Consider the following 14,404-nt stretch of genomic DNA (forward strand, 5'->3'; position numbering starts at 1 on the left):
ACTCACCATGACCATGCGTCAATGCGCTATCTACGGTAAAGGCGGTATCGGTAAATCCACCACCACCCAGAATCTCGTCGCGGCTCTCGCCGAGATGGGTAAGAAAGTGATGATCGTCGGCTGCGATCCGAAGGCGGACTCCACCCGTCTGATCCTCCATGCGAAAGCCCAGAACACCATTATGGAGATGGCGGCGGAAGTGGGCTCGGTCGAGGATCTGGAGCTCGAAGACGTGCTGCAAATCGGCTATGGCGATGTCCGTTGCGCCGAATCCGGCGGCCCGGAGCCAGGCGTCGGCTGTGCCGGACGCGGGGTGATCACCGCCATCAACTTCCTCGAAGAAGAAGGCGCCTATGAAGAAGATCTGGATTTCGTCTTCTATGACGTCCTCGGCGATGTGGTCTGCGGCGGCTTCGCTATGCCGATCCGCGAAAACAAAGCCCAGGAGATCTACATCGTCTGCTCCGGCGAGATGATGGCGATGTATGCCGCCAACAATATCTCCAAAGGGATCGTGAAGTACGCCAAATCCGGCAAGGTACGCCTCGGCGGCCTGATCTGTAACTCGCGTAAAACCGACCGCGAAGATGAGCTGATCATCGCCCTGGCGGAGAAGCTTGGCACCCAGATGATCCACTTCGTTCCCCGCGACAACATTGTGCAGCGCGCGGAGATCCGCCGGATGACGGTGATCGAGTACGACCCGACCTGTCAGCAGGCCAACGAATATCGTCAACTGGCGCAGAAGATCGTCAATAACACCAAAAAAGTGGTGCCGACCCCCTGCACCATGGACGAGCTGGAGTCGCTGCTGATGGAGTTCGGCATCATGGAAGAAGAAGACACCAGCATCATTGGTAAAACCGCCGCTGAAGAAAACGCGGCCTGAGTACAGGATCCTCACCATGACCAACGCAACAGGCGAACGTAACCTTGCGCTCATCCAGGAAGTCCTGGAGGTGTTTCCCGAAACCGCGCGCAAAGAGCGCAGAAAGCACATGATGATCAGCGATCCGCAGATGGAGAGCGTCGGCAAGTGCATTATCTCGAACCGTAAATCGCAGCCCGGGGTGATGACCGTGCGCGGCTGCGCCTATGCGGGCTCGAAAGGGGTGGTGTTTGGGCCAATCAAAGACATGGCCCATATCTCGCACGGCCCCATCGGCTGCGGCCAGTACTCGCGCGCCGGACGGCGCAACTACTATACCGGCGTCAGCGGTGTCGACAGCTTCGGCACCCTGAACTTCACCTCTGATTTTCAGGAGCGCGATATTGTCTTCGGCGGCGATAAAAAGCTGAGCAAACTGATTGAAGAGATGGAGCTGCTGTTCCCGCTGACCAAAGGGATCACCATCCAGTCGGAGTGCCCGGTGGGCCTCATCGGCGATGACATCAGCGCCGTGGCCAACGCCAGCAGCAAGGCGCTGGATAAACCGGTGATCCCGGTGCGCTGCGAAGGCTTTCGCGGCGTATCGCAGTCGCTGGGCCACCATATCGCCAACGACGTGGTGCGCGACTGGGTGCTGAACAATCGCGAAGGGCAGCCGTTTGCCAGCACCCCGTACGATGTTGCCATCATTGGCGATTACAACATCGGCGGCGACGCCTGGGCCTCGCGCATTCTGCTGGAAGAGATGGGGCTGCGGGTAGTGGCGCAGTGGTCCGGCGACGGCACCCTGGTGGAGATGGAGAACACCCCGTTCGTTAAGCTCAACCTCGTCCACTGCTACCGCTCGATGAACTATATCGCCCGCCATATGGAGGAGAAACATCAGATCCCGTGGATGGAATATAACTTCTTCGGCCCGACCAAAATCGCCGAATCACTGCGCAAGATCGCCGATCAATTTGATGACACCATTCGCGCCAATGCGGAAGCGGTGATCGCCAAATATGAGGGGCAGATGGCGGCCATCATCGCCAAATATCGCCCGCGGCTGGAGGGGCGCAAAGTGCTGCTGTACATGGGGGGGCTGCGGCCGCGCCACGTCATCGGCGCCTATGAGGATCTCGGGATGGAGATCATCGCCGCCGGCTACGAGTTTGCCCATAACGATGATTACGACCGCACCCTGCCGGACCTGAAAGAGGGCACTCTGCTGTTTGACGATGCCAGCAGCTATGAGCTGGAGGCCTTCGTCAAAGCGCTGAAGCCCGACCTCATCGGCTCCGGGATCAAAGAGAAATATATCTTCCAGAAAATGGGGGTGCCGTTCCGCCAGATGCACTCCTGGGACTATTCCGGCCCCTATCACGGCTATGACGGCTTCGCCATCTTTGCCCGCGATATGGATATGACCCTGAACAATCCGGCGTGGAACGAACTGACTGCCCCGTGGCTGAAGTCTGCGTGATTGCCCCTTCACTGTCCCGTCAGTCCACCGATTTGTGGCGCGGGAGGAGAACACCATGAGCCAAACGATCGATAAAATTCACAGCTGTTATCCGCTGTTTGAACAGGATGAATACCAGACCCTGTTCCAGAATAAAAAGAGCCTTGAAGAGGCGCACGACGCACAGCGTGTACAGGAGGTGTTTGCCTGGACCACCACCGCCGAGTATGAAGCGCTGAACTTCCAGCGCGAGGCACTGACCGTCGACCCGGCCAAAGCCTGCCAGCCGCTCGGCGCCGTACTCTGCGCGCTGGGGTTCGCCGGCACCCTGCCCTACGTGCACGGTTCCCAGGGCTGCGTCGCCTATTTTCGCACCTACTTTAACCGCCATTTTAAAGAGCCGGTGGCCTGCGTCTCCGACTCCATGACCGAGGACGCGGCGGTGTTCGGCGGCAACAACAACATGAATCTGGGCCTGCAGAATGCCAGCGCGTTGTATAAACCCGAGATTATCGCCGTCTCCACCACCTGCATGGCCGAGGTGATCGGCGACGATCTGCAGGCGTTTATCGCCAACGCCAAAAAAGAGGGATTTGTTGACGACAGCATCGCCATTCCTTACGCCCATACCCCCAGCTTTATCGGCAGCCATGTCACCGGCTGGGACAATATGTTCGAAGGGTTCGCGAAGACCTTTACCGCTGACTACGCCGGGCAGCCGGGCAAACAGCAAAAGCTCAATCTGGTGACCGGATTTGAGACCTATCTCGGCAACTTCCGCGTGCTGAAGCGGATGATGGCGCAGATGGATGTCCCGTGCAGCCTGCTCTCCGACCCATCCGAGGTGCTCGACACCCCCGCCGACGGCCATTACCGGATGTACGCCGGCGGCACCAGCCAGCAGGAGATCAAAACCGCGCCGGACGCCATTGACACCCTGCTGCTGCAGCCGTGGCAGCTGGTGAAAAGCAAAAAGGTGGTTCAGGAGATGTGGAATCAGCCCGCGACGGAGGTGGCCGTTCCGTTGGGTCTGGCCGCTACCGACGCGCTGCTCATGACCGTTAGTCAGCTAACCGGCAAACCGATCGCCGACGCCCTGACCCTGGAGCGCGGCCGGCTGGTGGACATGATGCTGGACTCCCACACCTGGCTGCACGGCAAAAAATTCGGCCTCTATGGCGATCCGGATTTCGTGATGGGCCTGACGCGCTTCCTGCTGGAGCTGGGCTGCGAGCCGACGGTGATCCTCAGCCATAACGCCAATAAACGCTGGCAAAAAGCGATGAAGAAAATGCTCGATGCCTCGCCGTACGGCCAGGACAGCGAAGTGTTCATCAACTGCGACCTGTGGCACTTCCGGTCGCTGATGTTCACCCGCCAGCCGGACTTTATGATCGGTAACTCCTACGGCAAGTTTATCCAGCGCGATACTCTGGCGAAGGGCGAAGCCTTCGAAGTGCCGCTGATCCGTCTCGGCTTTCCGCTGTTCGACCGCCATCATCTGCACCGCCAGACCACCTGGGGCTATGAAGGCGCGATGAACATCGTCACGACGCTGGTGAACGCCGTGCTGGAAAAACTGGACCACGACACCAGCCAGCTGGGCAAAACCGATTACAGCTTCGACCTCGTTCGTTAACCATCAGGCGCCCCGCCGCAGGCGGGGCCAGGAGGGAGTATGCCCATCGTGATTTTCCGTGAGCGCGGCGAGGCGCTGTATGCCTATATCGCCAAACAGGATCTGGAGGCTCGGGTGCTCCAGGTCGAACATGACGAGACCGACCGCTGGGGCGGCGCGATTGCCCTTGAAGGGGGACGTCGCTACTACGTCAATCCGCAGCCGGGTCGACCAGTCTTCCCGATAAGCCTGCGCGCCACCCGCAGCACGCTGCTATAAGGAGCTGGAAATGTCCGATAACGATACCCTTTTCTGGCGTCTGCTGGCGCTGTTCCAGACGCTGCCGGAGCTGCAGCCGGTGCAAGTCGTCGACTGGCTGGCGCAGGAGTGCGGCGAGACCTTGACCCCGGCACGCTTAACCACCCTGACGCAGCCCCAGCTGGCCGCCAGCTTTCCTTCGGCGACGGCGGTGATGTCCCCGGCCCGCTGGGCGCGGGTCATCGCCTGCCTTCAGGGGGCGCTGCCCGGCCATTTACGCATCGCCCGCCACCCTCAGCGAACGCCGCAGCTGCGGGTCGCTTTTTGCTCGCAGGATGGCCTGACCATCAATGGTCATTTTGGCCAGAACCGGCTGTTTTTTATCTATGCCTTCGATGACCAGGGCGGCTGGCTGGCAGATCTGCGCCGCTATGCCTCCCCTTCGGCGGCGTCTGACGCCAGCGAGATGCGCGCCAGGCTACTGGAGGATTGCCATCTGCTGTTTTGTCAGGAGATTGGCGGGCCTGCCGCCGCGAGGTTGATCCGCCATCAGATCCATCCGATGAAAGCGCCGCCGGGCACGACGATTCAGGCTCAGTGCGCCGCGGTGAGCGCGATGCTGGCCGGTCGGCTGCCGCCGTGGCTGGCGAAGCGCCTCAACCGGGATAACCCTCTGGAGGAACGTGTTTTTTAATCGTTGTGTTGTGCTTGTTGCCCGCCGACCCCGCGGGCCTTTTTTTACCCCTGCAGGGACATCCTTTCTTTCAGCAAGGCAAGCGCCGCAGGACAGGGACAAAAGTGACAGCGGGGGGTTGGGCGCATCAGGAAAATTGGCGAGAACGCAGGCGCGCATCCAGGACTGGCCGCCAGGACGGCGGCCAGAGGGCGGTCGAGACAGGGATGTCGAGTCCGCCCGTTCCGCCAGATGAAGCCGGAGTGGAGCGGACCGCGCAGCGGCAATTTTCAGCGCCATGCGGGGGGTCATGGGGGGCGGGCGAAACGCCCCCCATGCCGTTCACCCGCAGAGGGCGCGATGAAATAGAGAGGAAGGTCGGTGAACGGAATAGTCCACCTTATCGACCTTTCCCGCCATTCACCAGTCTGCAGCAATACTGTCGCGGTAAATCCAGTTATCAGCGCGATAAATCATGCCCCCCTTGTCCGATTGTTGCCTTTGTCGCAAAACCCACAACCCTTTTTCCTTAAAAATCAATCCCCCTCTCCCTGGAGCGCGAATTGCATCACCTCTCCGGTCTCCCACCGTCAACGAGGTCACTATGAAGGGAAAGGAAATTCTGGCGCTGCTGGACGAATCCGCCTGCGAGCACAACCAGAAGCAAAAATCCGGCTGCAGCGCCCCTAAGCCCGGCGCCACCGCCGGCGGCTGCGCCTTCGACGGCGCGCAGATAACGCTCCTGCCCATCGCCGACGTCGCGCACCTGGTGCACGGCCCCATCGGCTGCGCGGGCAGCTCGTGGGATAACCGCGGCAGCATCAGCGCCGGCCCGGCCCTCAACCGGCTCGGCTTTACCACCGATCTCAACGAACAGGATGTGATTATGGGCCGCGGCGAACGCCGCCTGTTCCACGCCGTGCGTCACATCGTCGACCGCTATCATCCGGCGGCGGTCTTTATCTACAACACCTGCGTACCGGCGATGGAGGGCGATGACATCGAGGCGGTATGCCAGGCCGCGCAGACCGCCACCGGCGTGCCGGTCATCGCCATTGACGCCGCCGGCTTCTACGGCAGCAAAAATCTTGGCAACCGGATGGCGGGCGATGTGATGCTCAGGCAGGTGATTGGCCAGCGCGAACCCGCCCCGTGGCCGGACAACACGCCCTTTGCCCCGGCCCAGCGCCACGATATCGGCCTGATTGGCGAATTCAATATCGCCGGCGAGTTCTGGCAGGTCCAGCCGCTGCTCGACGAGCTGGGGATCCGCGTCCTCGGCAGCCTCTCCGGCGACGGCCGCTTTGCCGAGATCCAGACCCTGCACCGGGCGCAGGCCAATATGCTGGTCTGCTCGCGGGCGCTGATCAACGTCGCCCGGGGGCTGGAGCTGCGCTACGGCACGCCGTGGTTTGAAGGCAGCTTCTACGGGATCCGCGCCACCTCCGACGCCCTGCGCCAGCTGGCGGCGCTGCTGGGGGATGACGACCTGTGCCGCCGCACCGAGGCGCTGATCGCCCGCGAGGAGCGAGCGGCGGAGCAGGCGCTGGCGCCGTGGCGCGAGCAGCTCCGCGGGCGCAAGGTGCTGCTCTACACCGGCGGCGTGAAATCCTGGTCGGTGGTCTCGGCCCTGCAGGATCTCGGCATGACCGTGGTGGCCACCGGCACGCGGAAATCCACCGAGGAGGATAAACAGCGGATCCGGGAGCTGATGGGCGACGAGGCGGTGATGCTTGAGGAGGGCAACGCCCGCACCCTGCTCGACGTGGTGTACCGCTATCAGGCGGATCTGATGATCGCCGGCGGACGCAATATGTACACCGCCTGGAAAGCCCGGCTGCCGTTTCTCGATATCAATCAGGAGCGGGAGCACGCCTACGCTGGCTACCAGGGCATCATCACCCTCGCCCGCCAGCTTTGTCTGACCCTCGCCAGCCCCGTCTGGCCGCAAACGCATGCCCGCGCCCCGTGGCGCTAGGAGAACACCATGGCAGACCTTATCCGTAGCGAAAAACCGCTGGCGGTGAGCCCGATTAAAACCGGGCAACCGCTCGGGGCGATCCTCGCCAGCCTCGGGCTGGCCCAGGCCATCCCGCTGGTCCACGGCGCCCAGGGCTGCAGCGCCTTCGCCAAGGTTTTCTTTATTCAGCATTTTCATGACCCGGTGCCGCTGCAGTCGACGGCCATGGATCCGACCGCCACGATCATGGGGGCCGACGGCAATATCTTCACCGCGCTCGACACCCTCTGCCAGCGCCACAGTCCGCAGGCCATCGTGCTGCTCAGCACCGGTCTGGCGGAAGCGCAGGGCAGCGATATCGCCCGGGTGGTGCGCCAGTTTCGCGAGGCGCATCCCCGCCATAACGGGGTGGCGATCCTCACCGTCAACACCCCGGATTTTTTTGGCTCTATGGAAAACGGCTACAGCGCGGTGATCGAGAGCATCATCGAGCAGTGGGTGGCGCCGACGCCGCGGCCGGGGCAGCGCCCCCGGCGGGTCAACCTGCTGGTCAGCCATCTCTGTTCGCCAGGGGATATCGAATGGCTGAGCCGCTGCGTGGAGGCCTTTGGCCTGCAGCCGGTGGTCCTGCCGGACCTCTCGCTGTCGATGGATGGCCACCTCGGTCAGGGGGATTTTACGCCCCTGACCCAGGGCGGCGCCTCGCTGCGCCAGATTGCGCAGATGGGCCAGAGTCTGGGCAGCTTCGCCATCGGCGTGTCAATGCAGCGGGCGGCATCCCTCCTGAGCCAGCGCAGCCGGGGGGACGTGATCGCCCTGCCGCACCTGATGACTCTCGACCACTGCGATACCTTTATCCATCAGCTGGCGAAGCTGTCCGGACGCCGCGTACCGGCCTGGATTGAGCGCCAGCGCGGCCAGCTGCAGGATGCGATGATCGATTGTCATATGTGGCTGCAGGGCCAGCGCATGGCGATGGCCGCGGAGGGCGACCTGCTGGCGGCATGGTGTGATTTCGCCCGCAGCCAGGGGATCCAGCCCGGCCCGCTGGTTGCCCCCACCAGCCACCCCAGCCTGCGCCAGCTGCCGGTCGAGCAGGTGGTGCCGGGGGATCTTGAGGATCTCCAGCAGCTGCTGAGCCACCAACCCGCCGATCTGCTGGTGGCTAACTCGCACGCCCGCGATCTGGCGGAGCAGTTTGCCCTGCCGCTGATCCGCGTCGGCTTTCCCATCTTCGACCGACTCGGCGAGTTTCGCCGGGTCCGCCAGGGGTACGCCGGCATGCGCGACACGCTGTTTGAGCTGGCCAATCTGCTGCGCGACCGCCATCACCACACCGCCCTCTACCGCTCGCCGCTTCGCCAGGGCGCCGACCCCCAGCCGGCTTCAGGAGACGCTTATGCCGCCCATTAACCGACAGTTTGAGATGGTCCACGCCGACGAGTGGTCGATGAAAGTCGCCTTCGCCAGCTCCGATTACCGCCACGTCGATCAGCATTTTGGCGCCACGCCGCGGCTGGTGGTCTACGGCGTCAAGGCGGATCGGGTCACCCTGCTGCGGGTGGTGGAGTTCCCGGTCGTCAGCGGCCATCAGACCGAGAAGATAGCCGAGCGTGTCCACGCCCTGGAGGATTGCGTCACCCTGTTCTGCGTGGCGATTGGCGAGGCGGTTTTTCGCCAGCTGCTGCAGGTGGGCGTCCGCGCCGAACGGGTTCCCGACCAGACCACCATCCTCGGCTTACTGCAGGAGATCCAGCTCTCCTGGTATGAAAAAGCGCAGCGCCGCAGCGCGCGGCAACGCGACCCGCAGCGCTTTAACCGCCTGCTGGAGGAGCAGACATGGCGGGAGGAGCCCGACCCGCAGCCCTGAGCCTGTCGTTTATGTGACAAAGCCCACAAAACGCCACAACAGTGTCGGCTCTGTCGGGGGAGCTGATTCAGCCAGGTAATTAATAAATAAGGTTTTTATGCGTTGGTACTGCAATTGCTTGGGGAACAGTACCACCGCCAGTCTGCGGTGCACCGCGCCCCGGCGTTTTCGTCATCATCCCTGGAGCTGACAGCATGTGGAACTACTCCGAGAAAGTGAAAGACCATTTTTTTCATCCCCGCAACGCGCGCGTGGTCGACAACGCCAACGCGGTGGGCGATGTGGGTTCATTAAGCTGCGGCGATGCGCTGCGCCTGATGCTGCGGGTTGATCCGCACACCGAGATCATCGAGGAGGCCGGCTTCCAGACCTTCGGTTGCGGCAGCGCCATCGCCTCCTCTTCCGCGCTGACGGAGCTGATTTTCGGCCACACCCTGACCGAAGCCGGGCAGATCACCAACCAGCAGATCGCCGACTACCTCGACGGTCTGCCGCCGGAGAAAATGCACTGCTCGGTGATGGGCCAGGAGGCGCTGCGTGCGGCCATCGCCCATTTTCGCGGCGAAAGCCTTGAGGAGGAGCATGAGGAGGGCAAGCTGATCTGTAAATGCTTCGGCGTCGACGAAGGGCATATTCGCCGGGCCGTGGTGAACAACGGCCTGACCACCCTCGAGGAAGTGATCAACTACACCAAGGCCGGCGGGGGCTGTACCGCCTGCCATGAAAAAATTGAGCTGGCGCTGGCGGCGATCCTCGCCCAACAGCCGCCCGCCCCCCTGCCGGCGGAGACGACCCAGGATGCGCACTGGCAAAGCGTGGTCGATACCATCAACGAGCTGCGCCCGCACATTCAGGCCGACGGCGGCGACATGACGCTGGTGAGCGTCACCCCGCGCCAGGTGACCGTCAGCCTCTCCGGCAGCTGCAGCGGCTGCATGATGACCGACATGACCCTCGCCTGGCTGCAGCAGAAGCTGATGGAGCGTACCGGAAGTTACATGGACGTGGTGGCGGCCCCGGCCGCGGTTAACTAACCCAAGGGGGATACGATGAAACCTGTTTATCTCGATAACAACGCCACCACCCGTCTCGACCCGATGGTTCTCGACGCGATGATGCCCTTTTTGACCGACTTTTACGGCAACCCTTCGTCGATACACGATTTTGGTCTGCCGGCGCAGGCCGCCCTTGAACGGGCGCACCAACAGGTGGCCGCCCTGCTCGGAGCCGACTACCCCAGCGAGATCATCTTTACCTCCTGCGCCACCGAGGCCACCACCACCGCCATCGCCTCGGCGGTGGCCCTGATGCCGGAGCGGCGCGAGATCATCACCAGCGTGGTCGAACATCCCGCCACCCTGGCGGTGTGCGAACAGCTGGAGCGCCAGGGATACCTGATCCACCGTATCGCCGTGGATCGGCAGGGGGCCCTCGATATGGCGCAGTTTCGGGCGGCGCTTAGCCCGCGCGTGGCGCTGGTCAGCATTATGTGGGCCAATAACGAAACCGGCGTCATGTTCCCGGTGCCCGAGCTGGCGGAGCTGGCCCATGAGCAGGGCGCGCTGTTTCACTGCGACGCCGTGCAGGTGGTGGGCAAAATCCCGATGGCGCTCAGCCAGACGCGGATCGATATGCTCTCCTGCTCGGCGCATAAATTCCACGGCCCCAAAGGGGTGGGCTGCCTCTGGCTGCGGCGGGGAACGCGGTTTCGCCCGCTGCTGCGCGGCGGCCACCAGGCGCATGGCCGGCGGGCCGGTACGGAAAATATCAGCGGCATTGTCGGGATGGGTGCCGCCAGCGAGCTGGCGCAGGTCCATCTCCCGGGCATGGCGCAGATTAGCCAGCTGCGCGATCGCCTTGCACACCATCTCCAGGCCACTATCCCGGCGGTAACGGTGATGGGCGGCAGCCAGCCGCGGGTGCCCGGCACGCTTAATCTGGCCTTCGAGTGCATTGAAGGCGAGGCGATCCTGCTGCTGATGAATCAGGCCGGGATCGCCGCCTCCAGCGGCAGCGCCTGCACCTCCGGCTCGCTGGAGCCGTCGCACGTCATGCGGGCGATGAATATCCCCTACACCGCGGCCCACGGCACCGTTCGCTTCTCCCTCTCGCGCTACACCCGGGAAAAAGAGATCGACTACGTCATCGCCGCCCTGCCGCCCATTATCGACCGGCTGCGCGCCCTGTCGCCCTACTGGCGGAACGGCCAGCCGCACCTGCAGGATGGCGCCTTCACGCCGGTCTATGGTTAAGACGGAGAGACGAAAATGGGACGCATACTGATCAATGACACCACCCTGCGCGATGGCGAACAGAGTCCCGGCGTGGCCTTCCAGGCCAGCGAAAAAATCGCCATCGCCGAGGCGCTGTACGCGGCGGGGATCGAGGCGCTGGAGGTCGGCACCCCGGCGATGGGCGAGGAGGAGTGCGCCCGTATCCGGCTGGTGCGCCGTCAGCTCCCGGGCGCCACGCTGATGACCTGGTGCCGAATGCAGGCCGGCGAAATTCGCCAGAGCGCCGAGCTGGGCATGGACTGGGTGGATATCTCCATTCCCGCCTCCGACAAGCTGCGGCAATACAAACTGCGCGAGAGCTTACCGCTGCTGCTGGAGCGGCTGGCGGCCCTGATCCACCTCGCCCACACCCTTGGCCTGAAGGTCTGCATTGGCTGTGAGGACGCCTCGCGAGCCAGCGACGCGACGCTGCAGGACATTGCCCGCCTGGCCCGGGAGGCGGGAGCCACCCGTCTGCGCTATGCCGATACCGTCGGTATCCTCGAACCGTTCACTACCGCGGCGCAGATCGCCGCCCTGCGTAACGTCTGGCCCGGCGAACTTGAGATGCACGCCCATAACGATCTCGGGCTGGCCACCGCCAACACCCTCGCGGCGGTACGCGCCGGGGCCACCAGCGTGAACACCACCGTGCTGGGCCTGGGCGAACGGGCGGGCAACGCGGCGCTGGAAACGGTGGCGCTCGGACTGGAGCGCTGCCTGGGCGTCGAGACCGGGGTGCGTTTCACCGCCCTGCCGGCGCTGTGCGAACAGGTGGCCCTCGCCACCCGTCGCCCTGTCGATCCCCAGCAACCGCTGGTGGGCGAGCTGGTCTTTACCCATGAGTCCGGCGTGCACGTCGCGGCGCTGCTGCGCGACAGCGAGAGCTATCAGGCGATCGACCCCGCCCTGCTGGGCCGCGGCTATCGGCTGGTGCTGGGCAAACACTCTGGTCGCCAGGCGGTTAACGGCGTCTTCGACCGGATGGGCTATCACCTGACATCAGCGCAGATTGACCAGCTGCTGCCAGCGCTCCGTCGCTTTGCCGAAAACGGCAAACGCAGCCCGCGGGATGATGAGCTGGCGGCAATCTTTCACGCGCTCTGCGGCGCCGAAACGCTGCAGGCCAGGGGGTAAGCATGGAGTGGTTTTATCAGATCCCCGGCGTAGACGACCTGCGCTCCGCCGACGCCTTCTTTCAGTTTTTCGCCGTTCCCTTCCAGCCCGAGCGTCTGGCCCATTGCAGCCTGCCGGTGCTGGCCGCCTTTCACCGTAAGCTGAAGGCGGAAGTGCCTCTGCTCAACCAGCTGGAGGAGAACCCGCGCGCGCACTGGCTGCTGGCGCGCCGGCTGCTGGCGGAGAGTTATCAGCAACAGTTCGAGGAGAACAGGCCATGAGACCCACATTCACCTTTAGCGAAGCGGTCCGCGTCGTGCGCGCCATCCGCAACGATGGCACCTATGCGGGCCTGCCATCCGGCGCCCTGCTGGTGCGCCGGGGCAGCATCGGCTATGTCCGCGACTGGGGGGTGTTCTTGCAGGACCAGATCATCTACCAGATCCACTTCCCGGACTGTGACCGGGTTGTCGGCTGCCGCGAACAGGAGCTGATTGCCGGCGATCGGCCCTGGCTGGCGGGGAATCTGCAGTATGGCGATAACGTCACCTGCCAGACGGCGCTGACGTTGCAGGGCGAAGTGGTGGTCAACGTCGGTCAGCAGGGGCGCATTGAAGCCACCGATCGGGGCGAGCGCGGCGACGGCTATATCGTCGACTTCGGCGGCCGCTGGTTCCAGGTGCCGGTGACCGCGCTGGCCCTGGCAGAGGAGGAAGAATAATGCAGCCATGGCAACGATTTGGCCGGCGGCGGCTGGCGCAGAGCCGCTGGAACTGCGAACCGGCGGCCATCGCCGCGGCGGACCGGGAGGCCTTCGAGGCGGCCTGGCAGCGTCAGGCCAGCGTGGAGCAGGCGCTGGTCGGCCAGATTGCGGCGGAGGCGATCCCCGCCGCGCTACGGGAAGGCCTCGCCGCTTCGCTGGGCGCCTGGCTGGATGAGGGCGGGTTTACGCCGCCGGAGCGGGCGGCGATCGTCCTGCATCATGCCCGGCTGGAAACCGCCTTCGCCGGGATTGCCAGCCAGGCGCCGCAGCCGGATCCCGCCACGGTGCAGGCCTGGTATCTGCGGCATCAGGCGCAGTTTATCCGCCCGGAACAGCGGTTGACCCGCCATCTGCTGCTCACCGTCGATGGCGACGACCAGGCGGTTTACTCGCGCATCCAGGCGCTTCATGGGCAAATCGCGGCCTCCCGCGAGGCGTTTGCGCCGCTGGCCCAGCGACACTCCCACTGTCCAAGCGCCCTCGACGGCGGACTGCTGGGGTGGATCGGCCGGGGGTTGCTTTATCCGCAGCTGGAGGAGGCCCTGTTCGCGCTGACGGAAAACGCGCTGAGCGCGCCGGTGGCCAGCGAGCTGGGCTGGCACCTGGTATGGTGCGAAGCCATCCGCCCCGCCGCGCCGATGACGCCTGAGCAGGCGCTGGAAAGCGCCCGCGATTACCTTAGTCAACAGAGCCAGCGCCGCCACCAGCGCCAGTGGCTGGCTGAGATGTTAGCGCGCCAGCCGGGGCTGTGCGGGTAGCCGACAGGCCACCCGCCAGCGTTTACAGCAGGTGCGGTTTAATCTCCTCAAGCCAAGTAGCCAGGCGCGTTTCGGTTTCGTCGAACTGGTTATCCTGGTCCAGCACCAGCCCGACAAACCGCTCCCCCTCCAGCGCCGATGAGGCGCTGAACTCATACCCCTCGTTCGGCCAGCTGCCGATCATCGTCGCCCCGCGGGCGCGCAGGGCGTCGTACAGCGGCCGCAGCCCGCTGGCGAAGTTATCGGGATAGCCGCGCTGATCGCCGAGGCCAAACAGCGCCACCGTTTTCCCCTGCAGGCTGACGTCGCCGAGGGTCTGAAGAAATTCCGCCCACGACTCGCTCTCGCCCCCGGCCTCAAGGCCCGGCAGCTGGCCGTCGCCAAGCGTCGGCGTGCCCAGCAGCAGCGCCGGGTAGGCCAGCAGGTCCGCCAGCGTGGCGCGGTTAATATTGACCGGGGCGGCGGCGGCCTCCCCTAATTGCTTGTGGATCATTTTCGCGATTTTGCGGGTTTTACCGGTATCGGTGCCAAAGAAAATGCCAATGTTGGCCATAGTACGCTCCTGTCGGAATGGTGTCGGAAATAGGGATAACCGCAGGGGTATTGCGAAGGCTGTGCCAGGTTGCCCTGCACCGTGACGGCCCATCCCTGCCCCATCAGGATCGCTTCCCGCCGCAGCAGCGCCCGCGAAAGGCGCCCCCGGCGGGCCTAAAGGTAAAAATCAGCGGATTTTCCCCCTGTCGGATCAATGTTTCGTTCGGTCGTTTCGATAAGGGCGCACA

Annotated in this window: 15 protein-coding genes; 14 read left to right on the forward strand and 1 reads right to left on the reverse strand. The window is 63.9% G+C overall.

Annotation, left to right across the window (positions count from 1 at the left end; genetic code table 11):
- Positions 1–7: 7 nt before the first annotated feature.
- From nifH to nifM, 14 genes are all read left to right on the forward strand, one after another.
- Complete coding sequence (gene nifH, locus GQR96_RS16190) at positions 8–889, forward strand: nitrogenase iron protein (RefSeq protein WP_004203553.1); 882 nt, start codon at positions 8–10, stop codon at positions 887–889.
- Positions 890–905: 16 nt separating this feature from the next.
- Positions 906–2,354 (forward strand): nitrogenase molybdenum-iron protein alpha chain, encoded by a 1,449-nt coding sequence (gene nifD / locus GQR96_RS16195; protein ID WP_032456353.1) that lies wholly within the window; start codon positions 906–908, stop codon positions 2,352–2,354.
- A gap of 55 nt (positions 2,355–2,409) precedes the next feature.
- Complete coding sequence (gene nifK / locus GQR96_RS16200; RefSeq protein WP_065877383.1) at positions 2,410–3,972, forward strand: nitrogenase molybdenum-iron protein subunit beta; 1,563 nt, start codon at positions 2,410–2,412, stop codon at positions 3,970–3,972.
- A gap of 39 nt (positions 3,973–4,011) precedes the next feature.
- A complete protein-coding gene (nifT, locus tag GQR96_RS16205; protein WP_004203557.1) occupies positions 4,012–4,230 on the forward strand; it encodes a putative nitrogen fixation protein NifT in 219 nt (72 codons plus the stop codon).
- A gap of 10 nt (positions 4,231–4,240) precedes the next feature.
- Positions 4,241–4,903, forward strand: a complete 663-nt coding sequence (locus GQR96_RS16210) for a NifB/NifX family molybdenum-iron cluster-binding protein (protein ID WP_004203559.1) — start codon at positions 4,241–4,243, stop codon at positions 4,901–4,903.
- Positions 4,904–5,486: 583 nt separating this feature from the next.
- Positions 5,487–6,860, forward strand: coding sequence for a nitrogenase iron-molybdenum cofactor biosynthesis protein NifE (gene nifE, locus GQR96_RS16215; RefSeq protein WP_065877381.1), 1,374 nt, complete (start codon positions 5,487–5,489; stop codon positions 6,858–6,860).
- Positions 6,861–6,869: 9 nt separating this feature from the next.
- A complete protein-coding gene (gene nifN / locus GQR96_RS16220; protein ID WP_065877379.1) occupies positions 6,870–8,255 on the forward strand; it encodes a nitrogenase iron-molybdenum cofactor biosynthesis protein NifN in 1,386 nt (461 codons plus the stop codon).
- Positions 8,242–8,712: a NifB/NifX family molybdenum-iron cluster-binding protein gene (locus tag GQR96_RS16225; RefSeq protein ID WP_065877377.1), complete on the forward strand. Its 471-nt coding sequence runs from the start codon at positions 8,242–8,244 to the stop codon at positions 8,710–8,712. The genes nifN and GQR96_RS16225 overlap by 14 nt, the downstream gene beginning before the upstream one ends.
- A 194-nt stretch (positions 8,713–8,906) precedes the next feature.
- Positions 8,907–9,746: a Fe-S cluster assembly protein NifU gene (gene nifU, locus GQR96_RS16230; RefSeq protein ID WP_236948514.1), complete on the forward strand. Its 840-nt coding sequence runs from the start codon at positions 8,907–8,909 to the stop codon at positions 9,744–9,746.
- A gap of 15 nt (positions 9,747–9,761) precedes the next feature.
- The gene (gene nifS / locus GQR96_RS16235) at positions 9,762–10,964 is read left to right on the forward strand and encodes a cysteine desulfurase NifS (RefSeq protein WP_032456832.1); all 1,203 of its coding nucleotides are present in this window, start codon (positions 9,762–9,764) and stop codon (positions 10,962–10,964) included.
- Between the two features lie 15 nt (positions 10,965–10,979).
- Entirely contained in the window at positions 10,980–12,122 is a 1,143-nt protein-coding gene (gene nifV, locus GQR96_RS16240) for a homocitrate synthase (RefSeq protein ID WP_065877375.1), read from the forward strand.
- Positions 12,123–12,124: 2 nt separating this feature from the next.
- Positions 12,125–12,382, forward strand: coding sequence for a nitrogenase-stabilizing/protective protein NifW (locus GQR96_RS16245; RefSeq protein ID WP_065877373.1), 258 nt, complete (start codon positions 12,125–12,127; stop codon positions 12,380–12,382).
- Positions 12,379–12,822, forward strand: coding sequence for a nitrogen fixation protein NifZ (locus GQR96_RS16250; RefSeq protein ID WP_004203569.1), 444 nt, complete (start codon positions 12,379–12,381; stop codon positions 12,820–12,822). Before GQR96_RS16245 ends, GQR96_RS16250 begins: the two co-directional genes overlap by 4 nt.
- Complete coding sequence (gene nifM, locus GQR96_RS16255; RefSeq protein WP_065877372.1) at positions 12,822–13,622, forward strand: nitrogen fixation protein NifM; 801 nt, start codon at positions 12,822–12,824, stop codon at positions 13,620–13,622. Before GQR96_RS16250 ends, nifM begins: the two co-directional genes overlap by 1 nt.
- A 22-nt stretch (positions 13,623–13,644) precedes the next feature.
- Here nifM and GQR96_RS16260 read toward each other — a convergent pair whose 3' ends face one another.
- A complete protein-coding gene (locus GQR96_RS16260; protein WP_032456835.1) occupies positions 13,645–14,175 on the reverse strand; it encodes a flavodoxin in 531 nt (176 codons plus the stop codon).
- Between the last annotated feature and the right edge of the window lie 229 nt (positions 14,176–14,404).

This window comes from Klebsiella sp. PCX, from assembly GCF_021869705.1.
Taxonomy (GTDB): Bacteria; Pseudomonadota; Gammaproteobacteria; order Enterobacterales; family Enterobacteriaceae; genus Klebsiella; species Klebsiella quasipneumoniae.

Excerpts from the sequence above, each read along its gene's own strand:
- GQR96_RS16210 (WP_004203559.1), top strand. The coding sequence starts at position 4,241 with ATGTCCGATAACGATACCCTTTTCTGGCGTCTGCTGGCGCTGTTCCAG.
- nifS (WP_032456832.1), top strand. The coding sequence starts at position 9,762 with ATGAAACCTGTTTATCTCGATAACAACGCCACCACCCGTCTCGACCCG.
- nifV (WP_065877375.1), top strand. The coding sequence starts at position 10,980 with ATGGGACGCATACTGATCAATGACACCACCCTGCGCGATGGCGAACAG.
- nifN (WP_065877379.1), top strand. The coding sequence starts at position 6,870 with ATGGCAGACCTTATCCGTAGCGAAAAACCGCTGGCGGTGAGCCCGATT.
- nifH (WP_004203553.1), top strand. The coding sequence starts at position 8 with ATGACCATGCGTCAATGCGCTATCTACGGTAAAGGCGGTATCGGTAAA.
- GQR96_RS16260 (WP_032456835.1), bottom strand. The coding sequence starts at position 14,175 with ATGGCCAACATTGGCATTTTCTTTGGCACCGATACCGGTAAAACCCGC.
- GQR96_RS16225 (WP_065877377.1), top strand. The coding sequence starts at position 8,242 with ATGCCGCCCATTAACCGACAGTTTGAGATGGTCCACGCCGACGAGTGG.
- nifT (WP_004203557.1), top strand. The coding sequence starts at position 4,012 with ATGCCCATCGTGATTTTCCGTGAGCGCGGCGAGGCGCTGTATGCCTAT.
- nifK (WP_065877383.1), top strand. The coding sequence starts at position 2,410 with ATGAGCCAAACGATCGATAAAATTCACAGCTGTTATCCGCTGTTTGAA.
- nifD (WP_032456353.1), top strand. The coding sequence starts at position 906 with ATGACCAACGCAACAGGCGAACGTAACCTTGCGCTCATCCAGGAAGTC.
- GQR96_RS16250 (WP_004203569.1), top strand. The coding sequence starts at position 12,379 with ATGAGACCCACATTCACCTTTAGCGAAGCGGTCCGCGTCGTGCGCGCC.
- GQR96_RS16245 (WP_065877373.1), top strand. The coding sequence starts at position 12,125 with ATGGAGTGGTTTTATCAGATCCCCGGCGTAGACGACCTGCGCTCCGCC.
- nifU (WP_236948514.1), top strand. The coding sequence starts at position 8,907 with ATGTGGAACTACTCCGAGAAAGTGAAAGACCATTTTTTTCATCCCCGC.
- nifE (WP_065877381.1), top strand. The coding sequence starts at position 5,487 with ATGAAGGGAAAGGAAATTCTGGCGCTGCTGGACGAATCCGCCTGCGAG.
- nifM (WP_065877372.1), top strand. The coding sequence starts at position 12,822 with ATGCAGCCATGGCAACGATTTGGCCGGCGGCGGCTGGCGCAGAGCCGC.